General features: G+C 38.7%; 26 protein-coding genes and 1 pseudogene. 11 read left to right on the forward strand and 16 right to left on the reverse strand.

Going from position 1 to position 25,560, the window contains the following annotated elements; all coding sequences use genetic code 11:
* Positions 1-28 precede the first annotated feature (28 nt).
* From ACLKL2_RS14440 to ACLKL2_RS14465, 6 genes are read left to right on the forward strand one after another with little or no spacing between them, the layout of a single operon-like run.
* Positions 29-1,096, forward strand: coding sequence for a TRAP transporter substrate-binding protein (locus ACLKL2_RS14440; RefSeq protein WP_413692262.1), 1,068 nt, complete (start codon positions 29-31; stop codon positions 1,094-1,096).
* A gap of 49 nt (positions 1,097-1,145) precedes the next feature.
* Positions 1,146-1,631 carry a TRAP transporter small permease subunit gene (locus ACLKL2_RS14445; protein ID WP_413692263.1) on the forward strand — a complete coding sequence of 162 codons (486 nt, stop codon included), beginning with the start codon at positions 1,146-1,148 and terminating at the stop codon, positions 1,629-1,631.
* Entirely contained in the window at positions 1,628-2,908 is a 1,281-nt protein-coding gene (locus ACLKL2_RS14450; RefSeq protein ID WP_413692264.1) for a TRAP transporter large permease, read from the forward strand. The genes ACLKL2_RS14445 and ACLKL2_RS14450 overlap by 4 nt, the downstream gene beginning before the upstream one ends.
* 8 nt (positions 2,909-2,916) lie before the next feature.
* Entirely contained in the window at positions 2,917-3,570 is a 654-nt protein-coding gene (locus tag ACLKL2_RS14455) for a DUF2848 domain-containing protein (RefSeq protein WP_413692265.1), read from the forward strand.
* Positions 3,571-3,606: 36 nt separating this feature from the next.
* A complete protein-coding gene (locus ACLKL2_RS14460) occupies positions 3,607-4,674 on the forward strand; it encodes an amidase family protein (protein WP_413692266.1) in 1,068 nt (355 codons plus the stop codon).
* Entirely contained in the window at positions 4,641-4,907 is a 267-nt protein-coding gene (locus ACLKL2_RS14465; RefSeq protein WP_413692267.1) for a hypothetical protein, read from the forward strand. Before ACLKL2_RS14460 ends, ACLKL2_RS14465 begins: the two co-directional genes overlap by 34 nt.
* Positions 4,908-4,955: 48 nt before the next feature.
* Here ACLKL2_RS14465 and ACLKL2_RS14470 read toward each other — a convergent pair.
* The 5 genes and pseudogenes from ACLKL2_RS14470 to ACLKL2_RS14490 form a co-directional block, all read right to left on the reverse strand.
* Positions 4,956-7,018, reverse strand: a pseudogene (locus ACLKL2_RS14470) (bifunctional 2',3'-cyclic-nucleotide 2'-phosphodiesterase/3'-nucleotidase).
* A gap of 96 nt (positions 7,019-7,114) precedes the next feature.
* On the reverse strand, positions 7,115-7,879 hold the full coding sequence (gene fecE, locus ACLKL2_RS14475) for a Fe(3+) dicitrate ABC transporter ATP-binding protein FecE (RefSeq protein WP_113818760.1): 765 nt from the start codon (positions 7,877-7,879) through the stop codon (positions 7,115-7,117).
* Positions 7,879-8,847, reverse strand: coding sequence for a FecCD family ABC transporter permease (locus tag ACLKL2_RS14480; protein WP_413692268.1), 969 nt, complete (start codon positions 8,845-8,847; stop codon positions 7,879-7,881). The genes fecE and ACLKL2_RS14480 overlap by 1 nt, the downstream gene beginning before the upstream one ends.
* Entirely contained in the window at positions 8,844-9,395 is a 552-nt protein-coding gene (locus tag ACLKL2_RS14485; protein ID WP_413692269.1) for a FecCD family ABC transporter permease, read from the reverse strand. The genes ACLKL2_RS14480 and ACLKL2_RS14485 overlap by 4 nt, the downstream gene beginning before the upstream one ends.
* Before the next feature lie 2 nt (positions 9,396-9,397).
* Positions 9,398-9,844: an iron chelate uptake ABC transporter family permease subunit gene (locus ACLKL2_RS14490; protein WP_413692270.1), complete on the reverse strand. Its 447-nt coding sequence runs from the start codon at positions 9,842-9,844 to the stop codon at positions 9,398-9,400.
* A 306-nt stretch (positions 9,845-10,150) separates the two neighbouring features.
* Here ACLKL2_RS14490 and ACLKL2_RS14495 point away from each other — a divergent pair, with 306 nt between their 5' ends.
* The 3 genes from ACLKL2_RS14495 to ACLKL2_RS14505 all read left to right on the forward strand — a co-directional run bounded on the left by ACLKL2_RS14495 (position 10,151) and on the right by ACLKL2_RS14505 (position 13,858).
* Positions 10,151-12,265, forward strand: a complete 2,115-nt coding sequence (locus ACLKL2_RS14495; protein WP_413692271.1) for a TonB-dependent siderophore receptor — start codon at positions 10,151-10,153, stop codon at positions 12,263-12,265.
* A 2-nt stretch (positions 12,266-12,267) separates the two neighbouring features.
* On the forward strand, positions 12,268-13,164 hold the full coding sequence (locus ACLKL2_RS14500; RefSeq protein ID WP_413692272.1) for a Fe(3+) dicitrate ABC transporter substrate-binding protein: 897 nt from the start codon (positions 12,268-12,270) through the stop codon (positions 13,162-13,164).
* A 262-nt stretch (positions 13,165-13,426) separates the two neighbouring features.
* The gene (locus ACLKL2_RS14505; protein ID WP_413692273.1) at positions 13,427-13,858 is read left to right on the forward strand and encodes a universal stress protein; all 432 of its coding nucleotides are present in this window, start codon (positions 13,427-13,429) and stop codon (positions 13,856-13,858) included.
* A gap of 107 nt (positions 13,859-13,965) precedes the next feature.
* Here ACLKL2_RS14505 and ACLKL2_RS14510 read toward each other — a convergent pair whose 3' ends face one another.
* The gene (locus tag ACLKL2_RS14510; RefSeq protein WP_413692274.1) at positions 13,966-15,828 is read right to left on the reverse strand and encodes a PhoX family protein; all 1,863 of its coding nucleotides are present in this window, start codon (positions 15,826-15,828) and stop codon (positions 13,966-13,968) included.
* A gap of 148 nt (positions 15,829-15,976) precedes the next feature.
* Here ACLKL2_RS14510 and ACLKL2_RS14515 point away from each other — a divergent pair, with 148 nt between their 5' ends.
* A complete protein-coding gene (locus ACLKL2_RS14515) occupies positions 15,977-16,228 on the forward strand; it encodes a TIGR03643 family protein (RefSeq protein ID WP_413692275.1) in 252 nt (83 codons plus the stop codon).
* 31 nt (positions 16,229-16,259) lie between these two features.
* Here ACLKL2_RS14515 and ACLKL2_RS14520 read toward each other — a convergent pair whose 3' ends face one another.
* Positions 16,260-17,189: a patatin-like phospholipase family protein gene (locus ACLKL2_RS14520; protein WP_413692276.1), complete on the reverse strand. Its 930-nt coding sequence runs from the start codon at positions 17,187-17,189 to the stop codon at positions 16,260-16,262.
* 234 nt (positions 17,190-17,423) lie between these two features.
* Here ACLKL2_RS14520 and ACLKL2_RS14525 point away from each other — a divergent pair, with 234 nt between their 5' ends.
* Positions 17,424-17,768 carry a hypothetical protein gene (locus ACLKL2_RS14525; protein ID WP_413692277.1) on the forward strand — a complete coding sequence of 115 codons (345 nt, stop codon included), beginning with the start codon at positions 17,424-17,426 and terminating at the stop codon, positions 17,766-17,768.
* Between the two features lie 286 nt (positions 17,769-18,054).
* On the opposite strand, the gene ACLKL2_RS14530 is transcribed toward ACLKL2_RS14525, so the two are convergent.
* From ACLKL2_RS14530 to ACLKL2_RS14570, 9 genes are all read right to left on the reverse strand, one after another.
* Positions 18,055-18,711 (reverse strand): DUF2959 domain-containing protein, encoded by a 657-nt coding sequence (locus ACLKL2_RS14530; protein WP_413692278.1) that lies wholly within the window; start codon positions 18,709-18,711, stop codon positions 18,055-18,057.
* Between the two features lie 1,023 nt (positions 18,712-19,734).
* Positions 19,735-20,145, reverse strand: a complete 411-nt coding sequence (locus ACLKL2_RS14535) for a hypothetical protein (protein ID WP_413692279.1) — start codon at positions 20,143-20,145, stop codon at positions 19,735-19,737.
* 32 nt (positions 20,146-20,177) lie between these two features.
* Positions 20,178-20,525 (reverse strand): hypothetical protein, encoded by a 348-nt coding sequence (locus ACLKL2_RS14540; RefSeq protein ID WP_413692280.1) that lies wholly within the window; start codon positions 20,523-20,525, stop codon positions 20,178-20,180.
* A gap of 3 nt (positions 20,526-20,528) precedes the next feature.
* Positions 20,529-20,909 carry a hypothetical protein gene (locus ACLKL2_RS14545; RefSeq protein WP_413692281.1) on the reverse strand — a complete coding sequence of 127 codons (381 nt, stop codon included), beginning with the start codon at positions 20,907-20,909 and terminating at the stop codon, positions 20,529-20,531.
* Between the two features lie 95 nt (positions 20,910-21,004).
* Positions 21,005-21,919, reverse strand: coding sequence for a toll/interleukin-1 receptor domain-containing protein (locus tag ACLKL2_RS14550; RefSeq protein ID WP_413692282.1), 915 nt, complete (start codon positions 21,917-21,919; stop codon positions 21,005-21,007).
* A gap of 76 nt (positions 21,920-21,995) precedes the next feature.
* A protein-coding gene (locus ACLKL2_RS14555; protein ID WP_413692283.1) for an IS3 family transposase occupies positions 21,996-23,188 on the reverse strand; the annotation gives its coding sequence in 2 pieces (ribosomal slippage) (positions 21,996-22,880 and positions 22,883-23,188; 1,191 coding nt in all).
* 72 nt (positions 23,189-23,260) lie between these two features.
* Complete coding sequence (locus ACLKL2_RS14560) at positions 23,261-23,989, reverse strand: DUF5677 domain-containing protein (RefSeq protein WP_413692284.1); 729 nt, start codon at positions 23,987-23,989, stop codon at positions 23,261-23,263.
* A 408-nt stretch (positions 23,990-24,397) separates the two neighbouring features.
* Entirely contained in the window at positions 24,398-24,817 is a 420-nt protein-coding gene (locus tag ACLKL2_RS14565; RefSeq protein ID WP_413692285.1) for a VOC family protein, read from the reverse strand.
* A 113-nt stretch (positions 24,818-24,930) separates the two neighbouring features.
* On the reverse strand, positions 24,931-25,560 hold the full coding sequence (locus ACLKL2_RS14570; protein WP_413692286.1) for a LysE family translocator: 630 nt from the start codon (positions 25,558-25,560) through the stop codon (positions 24,931-24,933).

Genomic DNA, 25,560 nt, shown 5'->3' on the forward strand with positions numbered 1-25,560 from the left:
TTAAAAATTATTGATAAAGGAAGAGAATATGATGACTAAATGGAATTCGAAAATCTTGATTACCGCTTCTATTTTCAGCGCTACATTATCTATCAACGCAAGTGCCAGTGAGAGCCTTTCTATAGTAGGAAGTTGGAGTAGTTTGCCACTTAATAAAATGTATGAAACCCCTTTTTGGAATGAGATTATCCCAACTGAAAGTAACGGGGAATTTAGCGTTACGATGACTACATTGGATCAAATGGGAATTGGTGGACCTGATGTATTTAGAATGCTTAGTGATGGTGTATTCGATATCGGAATGACCTCTGCTGATTATGCCGTTTCAGATACACCTGCCTTGGAAGGCTTGGATGTTCCTTTGATCGCCAACACCGCTTCAGAAGCGAAAGATGTTATAGATGCAGCAAGACCGATGGTCGATGATATTTTCAAAGATACTTTCAACGCTAAAGTCTTAGCGATTGTTCCTTACCCTTCTCAAGTTGTTTTCTGTAATGCTGAAGTGAAATCATTAAGTGATTTAGCGGGTTTAAAAATTAGAGCATCCGGACGTATGACGGCAAAATTTTTAGAAGCGCTCGATGCTCAAAGTGTCAATATTGGATTTGGTGAGGTACCTGGAGCGTTACAACGAGGCGTTATTGATTGTGCTGTGACAGGGGCTGGCTCAGGTTACAGTGCTGGGTGGTGGGAAGTAACGACACATTTGATGAATCTTCCACTTGGTGGGTGGGATCCTGTGGTTACTGCTATAAATTTGGATAAATGGAATTCATTAAGCGAAAAAGATCAGGGGTTTATTGATGAGTCGGTTAAAAGTAAATTTGAAAAACCAGTTTGGGATTCTGCTCAGAGTGCGTTAAATGATGATATTGCTTGTTTAACAGGCAACGATAAATGTTCTAAAGGAGATACTAGAAACCTAACATTAGTCGAAATATCTGAGGCAGACATGTTAAAAGCGAAAGGCATTTTAGAAAATAAAGTATTACCAGAGTGGGCTGAACGCGCTGGAAGCGAGTGGGTTGAACGATGGAATAAAACAGTTGGAAATGTCGTTGGTATAGAAGTTACAGCGAATAAGGTTCAATAATATGAATCGCATTATTTATTTTTTAAGGAAAATTAATAATGGGATAGCTGTGACTGCAGGTCTAGCTTTGTTAGCCTGCATTATTCTCATTATCCTTGATATTGTCCTAAGAGAGTTCGGTATTTCTTTTAGTGGTTCCGAAGAGATTTCTGGTTATGTAATGGCCGCTGTGACGAGTTGGGGCATATGTTATGGCTTAACCGTTAAAGCGCATGTCCGAATTGATTTTTTACGTGCAAAAAGCAATTCGTTTATTCGTTCTCTGTTTGATTTAATCGCTTTAGCTGCCTTGTCTTATGTGGCTGTTTATTTAGCTTATTATGCGATACCGGTATTAACTAAAACCCTTAAATCAGGTGCGCTATCAAATACAGCAATGGAAGTGCCGCTTTATTTACCACAAAGTATTTGGTTGGCTGGATGGATTTGGTTTGCTATCTCTTCTTCTTTGTTACTTATCATATCAATAATATTAGTACTTCAAGGTAAATACGAGCTTGTGGATAAGAATATTGGTATTGGAGATGAATCATGATTTTATTTACTTCAATGGGTTTATTGGGATTATTGGCGCTTTCTATCCCAGTTGGTATTGTATTATTCTTATTAGCCTTTGGTGTGGATATGTTTTTCAGTCCTTTTCCTTTAATGAAAGGGTTAGGGCAAATTGTCTGGTCGTCATCTAATAATTCAACATTAATCGCTATCCCATTTTTTGTTTTAATAGGCGAGATTTTACTTCGTAGTGGTGTCGCTCAACGAACTTATGCTGCATTAAACACATGGGTATCTTGGTTACCTGGAGGCTTGATACATGCCAATATTGCTACGGCAACTATGTTTTCTGCAACCTCAGGTTCATCGGTGGCGACTGCTGCGACTGTCGCAACCGTTGCAACACCACAGGGTGAAAAGTTAGGCTACGATCCTAGGCTCTTTACTGGATCTATTGCGGCTGGTGGTACCCTCGGTATTTTAATTCCCCCTTCTATTAACTTAATTGTTTATGGCTTTTTAACTGAGAGTTCTATCCCTAAATTATTTTTAGCGGGTATTGTGCCTGGCATGATGATGGCACTATTGTTTATGGTGATTACAATCGTATTATGTAGTCTTTATCCTAAATTAGGCGGCCCAAAACAGCACAGTTCTTGGTCTGAAAAATTTATTGCACTCAAATCGCTATCGCCCATTCTTTTCTTATTTATAAGTGTCGTTGGTTCAATTTATATGGGCTGGGCTACACCAACAGAATCTGCTGCTATTGGGGTATTAATTTCATTAATTATATCTATTGCCTATTCTGTTCTTTCAACCGAAATGTTGATTAAAAGTTTGGTGGGAACGGTTAAAATTACCTCGATGATAATGTTAGTTGTTATTGGTGCTTACGTACTTAACTTTGCATTAACGGCCTCTGGATTTGGACGTGCTTTACAAGACTTATTACAAGGTTTGGGGTTGAGTCCTATCGGGACTCTATTAGTCATTATATTAACTTATATTATTTTAGGGTTCTTCATTGAAACACTATCATTAATGGTTGCCACCATTCCTATTGTTGTTCCAATTATTATGCAAATAGGTTACGACCCTATCTGGTTCGGTATCTTAATGATTATTTTGGTCGAGATGGCTTTAATAACCCCGCCTGTTGGATTGAACTTATATGTCGTTAATTCAGCGCGTAAAAACGGAAAAATGATGGATGTGATTGTAGGGAGTATTCCTTACGTTCTAATCATGTTGTTCATGGTCCTTTTACTCATTATGTTCCCTAGCATTGCTTTGTACTTACCTAACAACTATTAAGGATTTATATGTTATTCACTATTAATGGAATTGAAAATAATTTTCAAATTAATCATCTTGTTATTGCAGGTTGGACAGCAAGAGATCAAAAATCGGTTCAAATACATATCGATGAACTAGCTGAAATAGGTGTTGCTCCTCCTTCAAATGTACCGCTGTATTATCGCGCTTCTAATTTATTAGTTACTCAGGATAATTTGGTTGAAGTCGTTGGTGAAGGATCATCAGGAGAAGTTGAGCCTTTGATCATTAAAACAGGTGGTAAGTTATTTTTAGGCATTGGCTCTGATCATACTGATAGAGAGCTAGAGGTGCAATCCGTGGCGTTTTCTAAACAGATTTGCCCTAAGCCAGTATCTAATCAATTATGGGATTTTGAAGAAGTAAAAGACCATCTTGATCAGCTTGAGATGCAGTCATGGTTAGATGAAGGAATGGGGTGGACCTTGTATCAAACGGGTACGTTGGCCTCTATACGACCTTTAATCGAACTGATTGAAAAAGCAGACTTAAAAGAAAACAGTGCCATGTTGTGTGGCACTTTTGCGGCAATTGGCGGTGTTCGCAAAACTCCTAAGTTCAAAATGTCTCTTGTTGACCCTATTTTGGGGCGCACGATTGAAGCGCAATACAATACGGTTGAATTACCTTCGGTAAAATAAATTGCCCTAACTTTATCTATTTCAGAGAGTTTTATAATGGAAAATTTTTCTAAATTCCCTTGGGAAGAACGTGATTTAGCACAGCAATTGACCAACGCGAAAAAGCTTATTGATTGTCAGGCTAGCCATGTTTTTACGGAACTGTTTGACGTGACAGGGTATGCCGATGATAGTAGTTCATCTAACCATTTAAACAATGCGATCGTGTCGGTTAAAGATTTGTTTGATGTGAAAGGCTATAAAACAAAAGCGGGTTCTACTTTTTTGAATGATGTAGATATTGCAAGTGAAGATGCGGACGCAGTAAAAAGTTTACGTGAAGCGGGAGCTGTATTGCTTGGCCATACGAATATGACAGAATTAGCTTATTCTGGATTAGGTTTAAATCCGCATTACGGCACACCAATAACACCTCTATATAAAAATGAAGCACGAATAGCGGGCGGTTCAACTAGTGGAGGGGCTGTTTCAGTTGCTTTACAAATAGCAGATATTGCTTTGGGCAGTGATACCGGAGGTTCGTTAAGAATTCCTTCTGCCTTTTGTGGTGTAACCAGGTTTAAGCCTTCTCAAAATAGCGTTTCTAGAAAAGGAAGCCTGCCGCTTTCTTCAAGTTTAGATAGCGTTGGGCCTATTGCTAAGACGGTATCTGAATGTGAAATAGCATGGGGGGTTATGTCTAATAATATTGTTAATAATCCTGCCGCTAAAGAAGCTCATTTTGTTGTACCTAATAACTTTGGTATGGATTTACTTGATGAAAAAGTAAAAAAAGCATTTACAGAGCTTGTTAATATTTTAAAGCAAACGCTCGGAGTGACAGTTGAAGAGAAGGCTTTACCTTTTCTAGACAGTTATAAATTACTTCCTGTTTGGCAATTCTCTGCCTTTGAAGCAATGAGCTATTACACTGAAAATTATGATATCGACCTTGATGAGCTTGACCCAAGAGTAGCAAGCCGCCTAAAGCGAGCAAATACGATTGATGAAAAACAGTTTTTAGCTACTTGTGAACAAAGAAAGTTATTAATAGACAGGTACAAAAAGAAGAAAAAGGCGCTGTATTATTATTGCCGACAGTTGCTATATTGCCTCCTAAATTAGATCAACTAACTGCTGATGAAGATTACGATCGTATTAACTTGTTATGTTTGCGTAATACGACTTTAGCAAATGTACTTGATGGATGCAGTGTATCTTTGCCGTATCAATATCAAGAGGACCATATCGGGATAATGCTAACTGCTAGTAATGGTGATGATAACAATTTAATCTCATTATCTAAGTTACTAGAGACTATTATTCTTAAATCCTGCCTTGATAAGCAACAAAAATAATATTCAATAATATAAAACCTCAATCGAGGTTTTATATTATTTCTAAAGCTATTTCTTTTTTAAATCAATATTATAAACAGCAAATCCTAAGCTATCTGGCTGGCTTCGCTTAGTTAATCTGCGTTGTGCATTTTCAGTGATAAAACGGTCTGCTAATTCGCTATCTTGGGTTTCAAAGCGAACATCTAAGGTCGTATCTGTTTTAATATCAAGGAAATCCCAGTTGTTATCTGCTGATGGGTCAACAACCCCTTTATTGTTAGTTTCTGCTGTGATGTAAGCAGACAGCACATCTCGGTTAGTATCGGGTTGTTCCATAACAACATATTCGCTACCTGTTCCGGCAAACTTCCCACCAAATGCGCGATAGTTGTTAGTGGCAATAATAAAGTCTTGTTGCATTAATGCGTCACCAGTTAACGCGATGCCTTGACCATTGTGATAGGTTAAGTCAACGATACGTTGTGCATCTGGGTTCACCACGGCACAGTCTCCATTAAACTTACTAGGCTGGGTAACGTCGACTTTATAACTCACACCATCGATAACATCAAAATTATAAGTACGGTGGTCTTTCCAGTTAATTAAATATTGTGGTTTGTTTGAGTTAGCATCAATCTGATTAAATTGATTAGCACTACACTCCAACCAATCTTTGAGTTGCTCTCCGGTTATTTTTAATGCCACCACTGTGTTTGGATAGAGGTATAGATCGGCGGCATTTTTATAGGTTAAATCACCTTTAGCTACTTCAACGTATGCATCCACATCAGAAGCGGTACTATGACGACCTCCGGCTTTGAAGGGAGCAGCCGCGGATAAAATAGGTAGGCCCTTTAAGTCACTATTATCTGATGCGGCAACTTGCGTGGTTATATAGCGTAATTGTGCATCAGAGACAATTTGTACCGTTGGATCATCTTGAACCAAGGTTAAAAAGCTATACATATCATTATCAGCTTTACCAATAGGGGCGTTTACAAAAGCTAATGTGCCTTTATGGTCTTTTGCAACCGCTTCATTAATTCTCTTATCTGCATCGACTAATGCAACCTTAGCGCCTTGCTTGTCACGTTTGAATATTTGGCGAGACTCAGACTTTGCATCGATAACGACCCATTTGTTACCTCTGTAAGTTAAATTAAAATCTATCACCCCTAAATTATCACCCCATCGACCTGGCATCACCGCGGGAATACCATTAATTAATCCCTTTTCTATATTAACATTAGGTATTTCTGAAAATTGTTGGCTAGGAAAAACAGAGTGACTATGCCCAAACATGATTGCATCAATACCTTCTACTGTGGTCAACGCATAAGTGGCATTTTCAGCATGTACATTATTCGGGTTCTCACTAGAGCCAATCCCTGAGTGGGGAATTGCGATGATCAGGTCTGCACCTGCCGCTTGCATTTCAGGAATGAATTTCTGTGCAGTTTCTACAATCCCTTTCACTGTGACTTTACCATTGAGGTTTTGCTTGTCCCATTGAAGGATCTGCGGGGGACAAAGCCGATATAACCAATATTAATAGTGCGTTTTACACCTTCATTATCAATGATATCGGTGGTTTTTATTAGGTAAGGGGTAAATAGGTTATCGCCTTCTTTTTTATCTTGCCAACAGTCCGACTGACAATACACATTGGCATTAATATAAGGGAAGTTTGCTCCCTGGATCGCTTTTTCAAGAAAACGTAAACCATAATTAAATTCATGGTTACCTATATTACCTACCTCATAGTCCAACAGGTTCATCGCTTTATAACTAGGGTGTAAAGTAAATTCGCGGCCTTGTTTAAATTCACTCGCAATAAAGTCTCCCATTGGACTACCTTGTAGTAAATCACCATTATCAACCAACAGAGCATTATCTACTTCATTGCGTGCCTGATTGATCAAGCTCGCAGTGCGTGCCAAGCCAATGGTGATATCTGGTTTGCTTTTATAGTAGTCATAATCCATCACATTCGCGTGAATGTCCGATGTTTCGAGAAGTCGTAATTTGGCAGAATAATTTTCTGCATAGGTATTCACACTGGTGATAATGAGCGTCGATGAGATAAGGCTTGCTAGCAGTGTTTTATTCACAGAATATTCCTTTTCAATGTAATACTGGGGCAGAAGGCATCAAAATAAATACTTGATATTACCGTACTATTAAATGCCTATCAGATTAAAATTGAAAGGTATTTATTTTAATACCTAATAAGCCACACACATAGGCGTATTAGCAATAGGATCGGGTACCACTTTAGCGGCGAGGGAAAATACATCCTGTAATAATTGCTCAGTGAATACCGCTTTAGGTTCACCCTCTGCCACCACTTCACCTTGTTTCATGACGACTAGATGATCACAGTAACGACAGGCTTGGTTGAGATCGTGCAGTACAACAATCACCGTTTTACCCTTGGCTTTCATCGCCTGCATTAATTTCATTAACTCAATTTGATGGGATAAATCTAAGTAAGTGGTGGGTTCATCTAGCATCACCACTTCCGTATCTTGCGCCAGCACCATAGCAATCCAGGCACGTTGTCTTTGGCCGCCTGAAAGGGAGCTAGCTGTTTGCGTGGCAAACTCACTGACTTGTGTTTCTTGCATCGCCTGTTCAACAATCTGTTTATCTTGGCCACTTAATTTTCCCCAGTGAGAAATATAAGGGGAGCGACCATACTCCACTAAACGCTGTACGGTGACACCTTCGGGAGTGGTGAGTATTTGCGGTAATAAGGACAACTGTTGCGCTAATTGCTTATCAGCAAAGGTTTGTAAAGGTTGATCGTTGAGTAATACTTGCCCTGCACTGGCTTTATTAATGCGCGCTAATGCTTTCAAAAGAGTGGACTTACCACAGCCATTAGGACCAATTAAGGCGGTAATTTTTCCCTTAGGTAAGGCTAAGCTAAGATCATTGATAATGGTTTTATCACCATAGGATACTGTCAGATTGTCGGTCGATATCATTACCAAGCCTTATAACGTTGCAATAAAAAAATAAAATAGGGCGCACCAATTAATGATGTTAATACACCTGCTGGTAGTTCGAGTGGGGGTTGCAAGCCTCTGGCTAAGGTATCTGCAATAATTAGCATTAATGCGCCTAATAAAGCCGAGGCAGGGATCAGTAGTTTATGATCATGACCGAATAACATACGCGCTAGATGTGGAGCCAATAATCCAATAAAAGCAATTGTCCCTGCCACCGCAACACTGATACTCGCTAAGATCACGGCAGTTAATAATGCCATTAGTTGCAATTTAGAAGGGCGAATACCTAAGGACGTTGCACAATCTTCACCGAGTCCCATCACATCCAACCGCCAGGCCAACCAAAAGGCGAAGGGCAGTACAACTGCGAGTGTTGCCCAGATAATAGGGACTTGTGTCCAGTTTCTTCCCCATAAACTGCCAGTTAACCAGACCATCGCAGTATTCATTTCAACGGGGTTTACAATAATTAAAAAATCGATGCCGCTGGATAAGAAAGTACTAATGGCAATACCAATTAAGGCCAGTCTGATCGGTGTTGGTTTGGTCTTATAAGCGATTAATAAAATAATCGCTGCGGCGATTAAACCACCTGATAAGGCAGTTAATAATAAGAGATAAACAGGTGCTGCAGCATAAAAGACTAATAAGCTGGTGGCGGCTAATCCAGCACCTGCACTAATACCCATTAAGTCAGGAGAGGCTAAAGGGTTACGAATGACACCTTGAATTAACGAGCCAGATAACCCCAAGCCTGCACCAACACCAATCGCTAATAATAATCGAGGTAAACGGTATTGGTTAACAATGAAATCGTATTCGCCGCTGTGCAGTAAAGTATCGATGATCTGTTGTGCAGAAAGCGTTGAAGCACCAACAAACAGACTAGCAATGCCTATTAGCAGTAAAATCAGCAACAGAAAGGAGAGCGTTAAGTGCTTCATAGTGCTTTGCTCCTAATACTGAGGAATACGAAGAAAGGAGCGCCAATTAATGCGGTGATCACACCCACAGGTGTTTCGGCTGGAAAAGCAATACCGCGTGATAACGCATCAGCCCAAACAATTAAACAACTGCCTAATAATGCACTGATCGGCAATAACAATAGATAGTTATTACTGACTAATCGCCTAGCAATATGTGGCACTATTAACCCGACAAAGCCAATCGGTCCAACGACAGCGACGCTAGAAGCAGTTAATAAAATAATTGCGATACAAGATAAAAAACGAGTGAAAGCGATATTAATGCCCAAACTCGTTGCTATCTCATTACCTAATGCCAGTAAGTTTAGGTTTTTAGCTACATAGACCGAAATCACTAAACCAACCAGGCTGGTTGGCCATAACAGTTGCCATTGTTGCCAGTCCATACTCGCTAATGAGCCAGATAACCATGTGATCACACTATAGGCTCTATCATCGGCTAAAATGATTGCTGCCCGCGTAATACCAATCAGTAAGGCATTAATCGCAATGCCCGCTAAAATCAATTTTAAGGGGTTACTACGGGCTGAAAAAATCCCCCTAGAAAAATCACTAACGCACCGCTGACCAACCCACCAACCGATGCCGAGACTAAACTCGACACTTCACCTAACACATTAATACCGATACTAGCGAGTGCCATAAAGCAAGCTGCCCCAGCGTTAATACCTAAAATAGAAGGAGAAGCAAGTGGGTTACGGGTTAAGCCCTGCATCAGTACACCGGCTACGGCTAAATTTGTGCCAATTAATATTGCCACTAGTAATCTTGGGATGCGTGTCGTCGCTAGTATTTGTTGTTCAATACTCTGATGGTCAAAATTAAAAAAATAAGCAGAGATATGTGACAGGTTAAGCGGGAAGCTAGACCAAGCAATGAGTGAATAAGCAAAGCTAAATAAGAGTAAAATCAATGCGCTAGCAAAGAGCAAAATATATCGAGTAGAGAAGGGCATAATATTTTGAAATACCTAAGTGAGGAAAGAAGCTACCTTGTTTATTCGCTTAGGCCTTACAACTCAAGTTATATCGCCTACTAGACCTTGAGGATTCTATTTTAAAGGGCAATAACAATCAATATCAAATAAAAGCCTTTACTTAATCAAAAGTACTTTTTCCTCTTGCGAATGATATAGATTATCAATACTATTCGCGTAATACGTTCAAATGCCGCTGGAGTGGACTATTTGAATGAAAAAATTGTATGCAGAAGGCCTTAAACGGATTTTCTATCACCTAAACTACAACATGAGCAATCGACAATGAAATTTGCTATGAATCCTGTTACTCACAGTCTCGCCCTAATTTTAGGATTAACCTCTTACGTATCTGCTGAAGAAGCGACCACAGAGCTTGAAACAATGGTCGTTGTGGGTAAACAAAACTCCTATTTAAACTCGGAAGTCAGCACGGCCACTAAGAGCAATGTTGACCCTAAAGATACACCGCTTACAGTCAATGTTATCAATCAACAGTTTTTACAAGATATTCGTGCGGAATCATTGTCTGATGCATACGGTTACACAACGGGGTTGAGTCAATCAGGCACCAATGCCGATAGCTTTAGTCTTCGTGGTATTGATACAGACTTGAGTAATATTCAAGTGAATGGTTTACCAGGGTTAGCCTCTCGTTTTGGGTCACCAACCACGGCCAATGTTGAAAAAGTGGAAATCTTAAAAGGTCCTGCTTCTATTATGTATGGCCAGGTACAGCCAGGTGGTTTGATGAATATCATCACTAAAAAGCCACAAGAAGAAGCTGCGGTTCGTTATGATATTTCAGGTAATAGCTACAGTACAGGTGTCAGTGAATTTGGTGATGACAATAGTTTTACAGGAACGATAGATGCAACTGGTCCGTTAACGGAAGATAAAAAATGGTTATATCGTTTAATTTTAAGTGCGGAAGACACTAACTCATATCGTGATGATGTAGATGCACAAAACTATTACTTATTTCCAACACTAACTTACCGTCCTGATACAGAAACAGAAGTAACGTTTGGTTTAGAGTTTCAGTCTGAAAAGCGTGTAGCCGATGACGGTTTAGCAGTATTAGATCATGATATTAATCAAATTGCATCAATCGATACGCATTACCAATCTGCGGATGATTACGATAAAGACCAGGGTATTGTTGGCTTTGCAACTTATAACACCATGGTAACAGATGAGTTTGATATCACAGTGGATTGGCGCAGTGTCTGGCATGAAGATTCATACACATTATATGAATCAAGAGACGTAGATAATGACTCTGATAGAGTCACCTTACGTGATCGTCACAATCTTAATAAACGTCAATACCATACTGTTGATGTAAGAACGACAGGTAGCCTATGGACTGGTGATATAGAGCATCAAGTATTAGTCGGCGTCAATGTCGGGTTTGAAAGAAAAGACTTTAAACGTGAAACTTACGCAACAACCGACGTAGATTTCTATGACCCAGAAGACTTAACTGAACGTGATGAAGAGGATTACAACCTAAATCACCGCGTCACTGATTACATGAATTACGCGGCTTACTTACAAGATACCATCTATTTAAATGAAACGTGGACGGTCATGGGCGGAGTACGTTATACACGCCAAGATGCTGACTTTGAGCGTGTTGATACGGGGGCTACTGCGTCTAGTTCAAGTGACGCTTTTGTTTCTCAAGGTGGTGTCGTTTATCACTTAACGGAAGCAACGTCGTTATACGCAAGTTACGGCGAAAGCTTTAACCCCAATAGTATCGAAAAGACTGATGCTAATGGTGACTATTTCGACCCAGAAAGGGGGCGTCAATACGAAGTGGGCACCAAGACTGACCTGTTTAATAACAAAGCAAACTTATCCATCGCTTACTTTGATATCAAAAAAGATAACGTAGTAGAAGAGAATGAAACCGCTGATGCATATGAGCTGCTAGGTGTAGTTAAAAGTACAGGTGTTGAAGTTGAGTTATTAATTTTACCGGTAGAAAACTGGCAAGTTAAATTGGGCTACGCGTATGTCGATGCACGTATCACCGATAACCCTGATGAAAATATCGAAGGTAATAGAACACCAGGTAGTGCATTACATGATGCCTACGTGTGGACTAAGTATAACTTCCCGTACAAAATTGCTGACGGTATCGTAGGGACAACATTAGGTGCCAACTATGAAAGCTCTCGTTACACTGACGAAGACTCAACAGACCGCGTAAAATTACCTGGTTATATGACGATTGATTTAGGGCTTCATTATGAAATCAATGATTACCGTGCGTCTTTGAATGTTGAAAATGTATTTGATGAGTTGTATTACACAGGTGGTTCAGGCGATACAAGCATTTATGCAGGTGATCCTCGTAATATTACGTTCAGCTTATCGGGTAAATTCTAACCGTGCTTAAGTTCGTCTATCAGCGCCTTTTCGGCGCTTTAATACTCCTTTGTGCTGTATTACCGGCACAGGCGAGTATTGAAGTTGAGCATGAAGTTGGGACGTTAGCCTTAACCGAGGCGCCTAAACGCATTGTGGTATTAGAGTATTCATTTATTGATGCACTTGCCTCCATTGGCATCTCACCTATCGGTGTTGCAGATGACTTAGATCCACAGCGGATCATCCCCGCAGTGCGCGATTTACTGGATCCGTGGACATCTGTTGGTATGCGCTCTCAGCCGAGCTTAGAAGTCATTGCCCGCCTTAAGCCTGACTTGATTATTGGTGATATTTATCGTCACCGTGTTAGTTATGACGACCTGTCTCAAATAGCGCCAACCATGTTATTAAAAAGCCGTGGTGAGAGTTACCTTGATGCATTGGAAGCAGCGAAAGTCATAGGCAAAGCGGTAGGCAAAGAGCCAGAGATGTTGGATCGTATTGAGCAACATAAACAGTTAATGGATAACTATCGTGAACGCTTTAAGAGTGATGAAACGATACAGTTTACCACTGTCAATGAGCGTGGCATGTGGATGCATGGCCCTCTGTCTTTTACTGGCAGTTTATTTAGCTATCTTGGCCTGAAGTCTGCTTTACCTGATTTACAGGATAACCATTTAATACAAGCTAATTTAGAAGTGTTGTTACGTGTTAATCCTGATTGGTTGTTCTATGTACGCAGTAAACCAGTAACGGTATTGGAAAGTTGGGAAAAAAATCCACTATTTAAGTTGCTTAACATCAGTAAAACAGGGCAGATGGTACAAGTATCTTCGGCGCTTTGGTCATTAAATCGTGGCATGTTAGCCGCAGAGGGTATTGCCAAAGAGTTGGATGCTGCCTTAAATCATTAATGATAAATAAGCTAAACGCTTTTATAGGATAAAAGCGTTTAGCTACATTTCGTTTAATGTGATTATTACGGGCCTTAACCTGAACATAACGCCTCCACTTTCCTCTATTTATCCCTTTCTCTCCCGCCTTTTGATCTGGCTCATTAAAATAGCTAAAAGCCCATTTGTCTTACAGTAATGTGCTGTTGGTATCAGGTTCACTTTATCTTTAGTACTAATATAATAGGTACAACAAAGCAATATCTTGATGAAGGAGGTTTCTATGAGTTACCGTCATATTTTAGTGACTGTGGATTTTGCAGAAGATAATCAATTAGTGATTGATAAAGGGATTAAACTTGCTAAATCATTAGATGCTAAACTGTCACTGGTGCATGCTAATCAACAGTTCGGCGAGTATGGGTTTACTGGCTTCATGGACTTAAGCCTCGCAAGCGCAGCTGCTTACCCAGACCTTGAAGACCTTAATCAACAACTGGCAGCATTGGCTGATCAACTGGATTACCAAGTTAGCCACAAGTATGTTGTTAATGGCGATATTAGTCATAGTTTGGAAGTACCAGTTACAGAAGCGGGGGTTGATTTAATTGTATGTGGTCATCACCATGATTTTTGGAGTCGTGTCAGCCCGACAGTTGGAGGACTCATGAATACAACATCAGTGGATCTATTGATTGTTGCATTAACTGATTAACCGTCAATAGCAAATTTACAGAGCAATAAAAAAGGGAACCATGTCTAGATAGGCTCCCTTTTTTGCGTTAAATATCCGGTATTAAATTGGGTATTTAAGTATCGGTATTAGCTACCGATAACACCGCCATCATCTTTAGTGATCATCACAATCGTTGAACGTGGTTTACTATCTCCACCCGCTGGGAAGTGACCGGTTGGATGTTGAATACCTACGAACATAGTTTTTTGATCTTCAGAGAAAGTTAACCCTGTCACTTCACAGCCAATTGGGCCCGTTAAGAAGCGGCGTACTTCACCCGTTTCAGGATCTCCACATAACATTTGGTTATTACCTTGCCCTGCAAAGTCACCTTGGTTAGAGAAGTCACCATCAGTTTGGATCCATAAACGACCTGCTTTATCAAAACCAAGTCCATCAGGGCTGTTAAACATATTGTCTTTATTAATGTTTGCACTACCCGCGTATAAATCACCTTGATGCACAGTTGGGTTACCGGCAATCAGGTATAAATCCCACTTGAATGAAGCACTGGTATGGTCTGCATTGCTTGGCATCCAACGTACAATTTGGCCGTAATGGTTCTCTGCACGAGGGTTAACACCATCAACATCTTGGCCTTCTTTAACACCACGGTTCTTGTTGTTGGTTAAGGTACAGAATACATGTTTTTTATCTGGATGAACGGCAACCCATTCTGGGCGATCCATGGTTGTTGCACCTACTTGTGTTGCTGCTTTACGCGCAAAGATAAGTATTTCAGCTTGGCTGTTAAAGCCATTTTCTTTGGTTAAGCCATTCTTACCATAAGTTAACTCAATCCACTCACCGTTACCTTCTAGTTTATCAGCATGCATGGTAAATTTAGCAACGTATAACGTACCCTCTTCAAGCAATTCACGGTTTGCAGCGTTATTGCCTTCTTGGTATTTATTCTTAGAAACAAATTTGTATAAGTGCTCGCCACGCTCATCGTCACCCAAGTAGATAACAACATGACCATCATCATTGATAACTACAGCGGCATTTTCATGCTTAAAGCGACCTAATGCAGTGCGTTTTAGTGGTGTTGATGTTGGGTCTTTAGGGTCAATCTCAACAACCCAACCAAAGCGATTTGCTTCTTGTGGGTTTACTGCAAGGTCAAAACGCTTGTCAGTTGGGTGCCATTGGTATTTGTTACCGTCTGTTTTAATACCGTAGCGTTTGAAGTTGTCATCTAATGCAACTGCTTCATCAGACCCAAATAAACCGTTGAAGTTTTCTTCACAAGTTAAATAAGTACCCCATGGCGTTTCACCATTTGCACAGTTATTGATAGTACCCAGTACTTTTGTTCCTGTTGGGTCTGCTTTAGTTTTTAATAAGTCATCACCAGCAGCGGGTCCCGTCATCATCATTTCAGTATTAGCGGTGATACGACGGTTAGCTTTACCGTTTTTATCTATTGACCATTTACCGTCTTTGCGAACTATTTCAACAATCGTATTACCATGAGCTGCTTGTGCTTTTTTCACATCATCAGCAGTCATCGCTTTACCTTGATGGTCAAAAAGGAATTGGTAATTAGTATATTCGTTGTTAATCGCCATAATGGCACGGTCTTTTGAAAGTGGGAAAATACTCATGCCATCAGTATTGTCACCAAACTGCATAGCTTGTGTTTTTGCATCTTGTTTACCGTTGGGATTGAATGCTGGCGCACCAGGGAAAATTGGGTCACCCCATGAGATCAAGTTACTTGTGCTGTAACCTTTTGGCACCACAATAGTATCGCTAGTTGAAGCAGGAATTTGAGTGAAATTTAATAGCTTGCTGTCCATGCTTGCAGCTACTGCTTTGGCTACTGGGTTTACCGCTAAAAATGCACCTGCACCTACTGCTGCTGTACCCATTAAAAAACGACGACGTGATAAACGTGCGTCAATCATGCTGCTAAAGTCAGTTTCTTTATCTAATAAGTTCGTCATGGTATTACCTTATTCTTTTTGTCGGGGGGATAAAAGCGAGCTTTAGGTTAAAGGAGCCATATGACAAATTTATTACTGTTTATTAAAATATTAAACCCAGAAAGTACTTACTGCGTATTAGTGGTTTTTAATAACGGTGGAAATAATCATGACCCTAACAGACAGTGAAGTATCGAGAGTGATTGAGATGGCATGGGAAGATAGAACACCCTTTGAAGCCATTGAAGATCAGTTTGGGTTGAGTGAGAAAGCCTTGATTACCTTTATGCGTGCTCAGTTGAAGTCTGGCAGTTTCAAGCTGTGGCGCAGTCGGGTTACTGGCAGAAAGACTAAACATATTAAGTTGAGATCACCTGAAGTGAGTCGAGCTTATTGTGCTACACAGTACAAACACCGATAAAACCATGTTTTCGGCTAAGTATTGCAGCTATTTAATGCATTTTAAATAGCTGTGCTGATTGGCTTTGTAAAAACGCCTGACCGACTTCAAAGCCCATTTGGTAATCCGCCATTAAGGCTTGATCGCTACTCCCGAGGATACGGCTTGCAAGCTTAGTTGGAGGTGCAATCTCAATAACTTGAGCATCTTTTGGTGGCTTTTTAATAAAGTTAATTGCTTGATTATAAGCATTCTCATAACCAGTAATAATATCCAATACTTTGGGGCACTTATCTGTTTTACACACCCAAGACTTTAATTTACGAGCCCATGGATAACCAACATTGCGGTCAGTAGGCGCAGTACGTAATACAATGATTTTTTTAGCACCACGATTATAAGCTTCTTGAATTGGAATCGGTAATGCAACTCCTCCATCGACAAAATTATCGGTACCGATCGCGACGCCTTTTTTATATAGATAAGGTAACGCGCTAGATGCTTTTAACATAGTCAACCAACTATCTGCAGTGGGCTCAAGAAAGGCCGGACCAAACCCTTTTATATTAGTGGCAGAAAATAGCAATTGTCGATTCACTAATTGGCTTTCTGCACATTGTATATTCAGTTGATACTCTGGCTCGCTCACGCGATCAAAATACCAGTCTAGATCCATTGCATTACGTTTAGAGAAAGAGCGTTTCATACTAAAAAAATTAGGGTGTCTAGATAGTTGCATAATAGATCGTTTAGCAAAACCTGATTGACGTGTCATATAGGTTGATAAATTTTGAGCACCAGCAGAGGTGCCGATCAATAGTGAAAATGGATTAAAGTCATGTGCTAACCAGCTGTCTAATACCCCCGCAGTGAAAATACCACGTTGTCCGCCACCTTCAACAACTAACGCAGTCTCTTTAATTGGCATATTCGCAGGGCAATTAATTGTATTGGGTAGAGGATTGTTTTGTATTTGGCTCATTAGCGCTCCTTGTTGAATGTACAGCTAATATAATTTAGTTTTAAATATAGGTTAAATCGTTTGTTTTTAGTGTTTTGATAGTTAACAGCTATTTAAATTATCTGTGGATATTAGAAGTGTGCAATCATCACATTTACAGCTGTGATCTGAGGTTAAAAGATTGCTAAAAGTAGAGGCTTAGGTAATCTACGCGATGAATAAAATACACTACATTACCTATATAAGAAGAAGTCTATGACCCAGCCTGCGCCACAGTCGAAATTAGTGCCTTATCGCTTACCGTTTTCTATTTTTGTTTTTTTTGTTGCTTACGCATTATTAACACATACGCCTTTATTTTTTATCTCATCCATAACAAGTTCATTTATCCATTACCTTTATACCCCCTTTGATGCGGTTAATGAGGCAGGGCAAGTAACAGTTATTTACGCCATCTTATGCAGTGTATTAGCACACTTTTGGTTTGGTAAATTATGCAAAATAGAGCCAGAAGTGAATAAAAAAGGATTGCTCAAGGGGTTAGGGCTGGTGGTCTTAATCATCGCTGCCTATGGTTTGAATCTCGTGCAGCAGTCTTAACATTGTTAGTGAGTGAAGAGCGTGACATCGTATTGAGACATGCCTTCACATAGACTCGCGAATAAAGAAAAATCATCATAAAAAAGCCTGATATTAATCAGGCTTTTTTATTTGTTAGGGTTATTATACCAATCATAGTAAGTAACTGATCTATTTTACTTGTTAAAACAACTTATTTTTTCGTTGTAAGTTTCGTATAGGGAACAACCATTTACATCAAGTTACGCCTCAAACTAAGCCATTTTTCCGGCGCAAAATTTAGATCAGTTATTTAATACAATTGGTATTAGTTACCGCTATTCATTTGTTCAATGAACTTGTTTGAATCAGCAATAGAAGTATTCATATCATCCACTAATTGCTGAATATCACGCTTAAGGTTAGTGAATTCACCTTTTATCTCTGACATCGCTTGCGCATTTAAATTATGTTTTAAGTACAACACATTATCGTTCAAAGAGGATAATACTGGCTCCATTTTACTTTCTGATTTGCGCATAGAGCGTAACATGGTATCGAACTGACGTTGTGTATTGGTGAGCTTTTGGCTACTTTGGCGCTTCAAAGACGCGCTTTTATATTGTGTCAGTTCTTCAGCCCATTCCTCAAATAATGCTGTCGCTACATCTTCTACTTTATCAATGTTAGCAGACACCTCATTAGCCGCCGATAAGCTTGATTGGTGATCACTGTTCAGCGCATTATAAGTCTCTTGTAAATCACCGCCCTGAAAGTCGATCAAGGTTGTGACACGCTCAAGTGCAGATTGAAACTCTTCCTGTGACTCTTCTTGCGATTCTTTTGTTTCTTCTACTCGGTCAATCAGAATATCACGCTTGTGGATCCCTACTTTTTCCATCGTCGAGTAATAAACGGATTCACAGCCCGATAATAAAAAGGTCACTGCAAGTAATGCAGTACATAAACGCGTCTGTTTTTTCATGTTACTTCCTGTATGTGAGCATAGGTGATGACATCATCAGTGTGATAGTGATGCACATCGCCACGGGATAAATACGAATGAGTGAGATGAATGATAAGCCCTCACATTATAAACAGCAAGTTAAGCGATTGAGGGATCTTCCCCGAGTAAGGTGTGAACAGTTGCGGTTTGCTCTTGTTAGCGTTTTTCTTGGGGCTTTGTGGACGCTTTTTAAAAGGCAAAACAAGGTCTAAGCAACAAGGGCTAAGCTTAGCCGTTTTGAGTGTTGGTTCGTCTGCGCTCATCGTGTCAATTTGATTATTACTAGCAGTGTTTTCGCCCTGTCGGCGACACCCTTTCTTTTACCAGAAAAGAAAGGATGCAAAGAAACTGGCCACCGGATCGCTTTCTTATCCAACCGCTCATTGCCTTTCTTAACGCACCAGCTCTACAGCACGTCCATGTGCTGAATGAGCTTACAGCAAACGTCCTGTATGCTGTTGCTGAAAGTCATTGAACGTTTGGGAAAGCTCAACGGTGGGGGGCGTAGCCGCATTGGGAGTGGTTTTGCTTGGGGGGAAAGTATTTTTAAAAGGCAAAAACAAGACTGACCCCATTATCACGTTTTTAGCAGGACAAAGATTGGTATCATTAAAGGATATGTAGATTAAAATTTACTATAAGATGAACTGCCCTGTGCGGAGGTGCATGTACCGTATTGTAAGAGTTGGAGGTTAGACTTCTCCAGCTACCCGATTATAACTCTACCCTTGCAAATCGATGTTTTCCGTATCAAAGCCAAGAATATCATCATTACTAGATGGAATAATCCGTATTTCAATAGTATCGAGACTTATTATATGGAGATGATTTGCATAAAATTTAGCCCTAGGAAAAACTCGCCAGTTAACAGGTTCATCAAAAATTTTAGTTGCCTCTTCACCTCTAGTAAAAAAAGTGCAGAATCTGTTTCCAAAATAGCACCAAATGCTGAACTTTTAGCCTTTAATATCCTATCTTCAACTCTGTTCTCCACTGAGGAAATCACAGACCTTCTGGCGACCCCTCTACACTAATAGTATTATCGAGATTTAAGGAGTAAACTTTATCACCACCAATCCACGATAATTTAGCCTGATCTTTGATAGTTACATTAGGGGTGTACGTTTTGAACTCTTTGAATTTTTCATAGAATTCAGATTTCTCAATAAAATCATTATATAAAGGCATTGGTTTAAAATCTGCCCTCTCGACACCTGAAGTTGTATTCGCTAATAAAACGGTTGACTGCCAATCTACATCTGTACATATTGAAGAAGTAAACTCTTTTACATCGCTTCGACTTAAGCTTTTCGATTTTGGAACGAATGTCAACACACCTGATTTACCCGAGGCTATAGCTAACCTATTCGAAGAATTAGGCGAGATAGAAAAACTCATTTCATCAAAGATCATAAACTGGTTACTCAGTTCACCATTTTGATAATCTAGGTCATATCGTACAACTCCATTTTCTGAAGATATATATAAAACATTAGCAAATACATTAATATCTGAAGGCCAAACTCCAAGCTCAATTGAAGATTGCAGGAAGACTTTAAATCCGAAGATGTTATAATTACTTCTCTTTCTTTTTTATCTATTGTACAGCTACAAGTGCTATCTCTCAAAACCATTGCTAGTTCATCAGATTCACTATTTAAGGTAGCGATATCAACCAATCGATCCCACTTATAAATATTTAAAAAATAATCTTCATCTAAAAGAAACAAATTACCAGAATAGATATATGAATCTAAGAATTGGCCTTCAATAAATAATTTTATCTCATTCATTATTTAATATTTCCCTGAATTTATTTTTCTTCGCTCAGGTCTTGTGATGAGTTTTTTATTTTCCCAATCTTCGAGTATTATGTTTGATGGCTTATCACCACTTCGAATGGGCGACACAGGGTAGCCATGCCATTCATTGTTATGGTCAACAATGTATTTAGCTAATTTTGCATCATTAGAGCCATTATCACCCAATATGGTGATACTTCCATTTACTTTTTCAATTGACCAAATCGTCCTATTGTTGTCACAAATCCACCCATTGATCTGACCTGCAGCAAAAAGTTTAATTTCATGAAAATCAGAAACTACCCACTGAGAACAATCCGATTTTGCTGAGTTTTTCCTATGTTTCTCATTAACTTTGTATGTTTCAACTTTCACAAATCGTACCTTTTAGTTATAACGTCGTAAATAACTGGGATTTTGTGGAGCGTTGCGTAACAAAATATCCATGTTAATTTGTCTTGTTATATGTGCTATTTACTTGCAGAAATATCTTTAATAGAACCAATTAACTCTTCCCACGGCCTAGTCGAGTTGTTAGTAAAATTCAAATACTGTAATGATTCCAACCTAGGATGAAGTTGAGTTTGTTTAAGCATTATGGGGAAGATATTTTTTCCTTTACCCCATGCAAAAGCCCATTCATATGTAACATATTCAGATTTTCTTGCCTCAGGAGTCATAATTGCAATTACTGCGCTACTATCTTCGATTCCCTTATCAATCTCTTCTCTCCAATCTTGTCCAATCTTTAATCGCTCGGTGTCAATCCAACTATTGATTCCCTCTTTTTCAAGCTTTAACTGTAGGAGTTCAGCGAAATCTGCGTCATCATGATCGTGTGAAATGAAAACCGCTCTTTCGGTACTTATTTTCTTACTTACAGTTCGTGTTTGCCAAGGTTCTGCGCTGAAATTTAAGTTTCGTATTATACTTTTGATCTTTTTAACCAAACCATTAATAATTTTTTGTTGGTCATTCTCATTATAAGACGACAATGGATCCGCATTTTCTGGTGTGACCTGACTCTTTACAACCCAATCGTGATTACTCCAGTCTGCCTCGTCTAACAAAATTGGAAATAAATATTTATCCTCTGAACTTATGACATGATTAATAGCACGCTCTATATTTGGTGTTACATAATTTACGTATAAAGAAGATATTATTGGAATAACAATATTGGCATCACTTATGGCATTTAGTGTATTATTTTCATTATTTGGATCGCTCTCATGAGCCTCACCAATATCTTCAAATGTTCTAACCTGAAGAGGTACGTCCAGTATTAAGCTTAAAATTCTTTCTTTTAAAAAATTACCAAAATTTTTATCAACATCATGACCAGTATTATCGATGAAGATACTAATGTCAGTTTTAGAAGTCATAACCTATCCTTAGTTTTCATATAACGCCCACTGTTTGAGTTGATCTTCACCCGCAAAAGTGGACACCTTCCACTTGTTATATCTTTGCTAATTCATATTCTACAGGTGTTTTATATCCTAAGCTCGAATGCAAGCGCTGTCGATTATAAAAATAGTTTAAATAGCCTTTAAGCTTAGAATGCAACTTACTCATTGTTTCAAAACGATTTCCTCGAATTAAATCGGCTTTAAGCGAGTGAAAAAATGACTCTACTTCTGCATTGTCCGTGCAACACCCTGGTCGATTCATACTCGCATTAATGTTGTGTCTTTTTAAATATTCCTGAACATTATGTGCTCTATATTCCGCACCTCGGTCTGTATGAAACAATACACGATTGACAGGTTGACGCTTTTTAATCGCCAAACGTAATGCTTTAAGAGTAAGCTCTGTAGATTTGTTCTTCCCAAAAGCCCACCCGATAACTCTACGTGAAAACAAGTCAATAACGACTGCAAGATAGTGCCACTTAGTTCCAACTTTAAGATACGTAATATCACCTGACCATTGTTGATTGATATCTGTTGGCTTCTCAATATTCTTACGTTCATTTTGTATTTCTTTATAAAAGAACTTTATCTTAGCGGGCTTGCTATAAGTTTTTATTGCCCGTGCCCTTAGCCCATTTTCACGCATTAATCGTGCAACCCGCTTTCCACTTGTTCTTATGCCAGCCCTTTTTAAGGCATGAAAGACTCGGGGGCTTCCATAAGTTTGGTGATTATCGTTAAACACTTTCTTAATACTTTGCAACAAAACTGCATCTGATAAGGCCCTCACCGAAATAGACCTTTTTAACCAGGCATAGTAGCCACTGCGAGAGACCTCAAGCCATTCACAAAGGTATTTGACGCCTAAGACTTCTCCGAACCCTTGGATGAATCCAAATCGTTCTGATGTACTTCCGCCAGATACCGTTGCCACTTTTTTAGCAAACCATTCTCCAATTTCAAACGCTCATTTTCTTTCTGAAGCTTCTGAATTGCAGTTAATTCTTTTTTAGTAGGGACTTTTTTCATATTTTCACTATCGACACTGTAGCGCTGTACCTTTAAGAACTTTCCTTCTCGATACTCTTTTCGCCACCGACTTAACATTAATGGATGAATATCAAGTGCTGAAGCAACATCCTTAGACATTACATCGTCTCTTAAGCTTAGTTTGACCGCTTTAATTTTAAAGCTTACTGGATAAAACCAGGTCTTTCTTGGTTGTGTATATTTGGGCATTTCAACCTCCTCAGTGTATAGAGGAGGTGTCTACTAAAGTGGGTGAGCATCAAGTTCCGTTTAAAGTGCTTGTTAAGTGTGCTTTTCTTCAACAGCTTTTTGAATTTGATCTCTTTCACTCAAATAAATGTTAACTCTCTTGTCTTCCAAAATATCACACAACAATGCACCTGCATCCATTAATTGATGAGCCATATTACAAAGGTAATAATCAAAGTCATCACGTGAGTCTTTAGAATTAACAATAACTTCCACAATATCTTTTTCAATATCAAGTGAAAAATGTCGATCTAAAATTGCAGATACACTGCAATGAGCTTCAGAGCAAAGCTTGGGATATAAACCAAAATATTCATTTTCCATGTTGGCACTTTCAAATTTCCCTCTAATTCTTAATGGTTTAACGACCATAGAGGATTTAAGAGCTTTAATATCAGTAGTTAACTCTGGTATCTTTTTGTCTGCATATTTAGCAATAGATTTTAAAAATGGATTTCCAGACTTTGCTGATGCTAAGTCTTTTTTTAAGTTGCTTAAGTTATCATGATCTAGTTGATCGGTATATTGGGAGTCATTTTTCAAGTTTTTTAAATCAACGTAATTTTCTAGAAAAGTACGATAAACAGATAATGATCCAGTATAATTTTTGTTCTCAATAAGCGTACTAAATGATTGGGACAGCTCTAAAACTGAGCAGTAAATTCCAACCGAATAAGATTGGTATTTATTCCTAGTACTAAATTGAAACTTAGTTATATTTTCATTTGAAAATTCAATTGCTTTATCAAGCAAATCAATCATGTAAAACTCCTAGCTCAATACACTTAACAGCGTATTAAACCGAAAAATTCCATATTTTGATGGAAATGCGGAATAGTTTTATTTGTTAAAAATTAATTGATAATACGCTGCATAAGCAGTAAATCAAATGTTTAGGATGGAAAGTCAAAATTTAATGATGTGGAAAGATGGAGTTATTCCGTATTAACAACGGAAAGGCAGAATGGTGTTAGTGTGTTTAGCGTCAGCTGATATTTCACCCTTGTGCTGACGCTATTAACGGGATGCTTTATTTTTTGATGTTGCTTTAGCTTTAACATTAATTGGCTAAAATCCTATTGTCAGGCATTTCAGCTTCCTTTGTGAGATGAGAAAGATGCCCACTACAACGGGGGAAGGTTATTACCCATTTAAATAACTTGTATCCCTTTATTCGTATAAAAATTTTTCAGTAGGCTCTTGAGAGCTATATTCAATTAACTCCCACTCAAACCCAAAATTATCAAAGAAATACAACCTGTTACGGTGTTTCTCTACAGGCGTTTCAATACTGCGCTTATAACCATGCTTTACCAAATCACTTTCTACTTTCAAAAGGTCATCAACAACAATTGCGATGTGGTTAACACCATAATTCTTATATGTTTTTCGAGGACTTTCAGGCTCTGCATCTAAATGAGCTTCTTGAAGAGCAAAATAATACTCATCATTGCCAATATGTGTCCAACGATAACTAGTAGGTGATTTTACATCTTTTCTTACTTTAAAATCAGGGGCGACAATTTGAATAAATTTAATCGCTTCATCTATATCTGGCACAGTGATATTTAAATGTTCTATTTTCGACACGAATAACTCCAAAAGGTATACGTCCGCATAAGCGGATTAAAATGGTGGGTTGTAATGTGGTGCGAACTGGAAGGTAACCAATTGTTTTTTTATTTTAACGATTTTCATATGCATTATTTATTACTGCTTAGCGCTATTTTTGCGCTTAAACCAATTAAGATTGTTCCTGATACACCTTCAAGTACTCTTGAGTATTTCAAAGCTTTAGAACTGCTAAATAAAATGCTTCCTAAACTTGCATAGAACAAGTTGCAACCTGTTGCTAGAAAACTAAATAATAAACCCAAAGTTAGTAATTCACTTGTAGCATTGACTGCCAAAGGGTCAATAAACTGAGGTAGAAATGCGAGAAAGAACATGGCTACTTTAGGATTTAATACACTGACAATGACACCTTGTTTGAACACGTTATTTTGCTTTTCATTTGAATTATCTACACAAATTTTAGAGTTGTTACGATAACAATTAATAATCGATGTTACGCCAAGATAGAGTAAATAAGCGGCACCTAAATATTTAATTATCGTGAATAAAAATGCGGAGCTCAAAATCAATGCGGAAAGACCTAAAACGGCAGCTAAAGTATGAATCAAATAACCAACACCTAAGCCTAGTGAAGCTTTAATGCCAGCCTTCATTTTTCCTTTCATTGTATTCGTTACAATGTAGATAACATCTGGTCCAGGTATCAGGTTTATTGATAGGGCTGCAATTACAAACAATATTAATGTATTCATTTCCAT

This window comes from Psychromonas sp. KJ10-2, assembly GCF_047323255.1.
Taxonomy (GTDB): Bacteria; Pseudomonadota; Gammaproteobacteria; order Enterobacterales; family Psychromonadaceae; genus Psychromonas.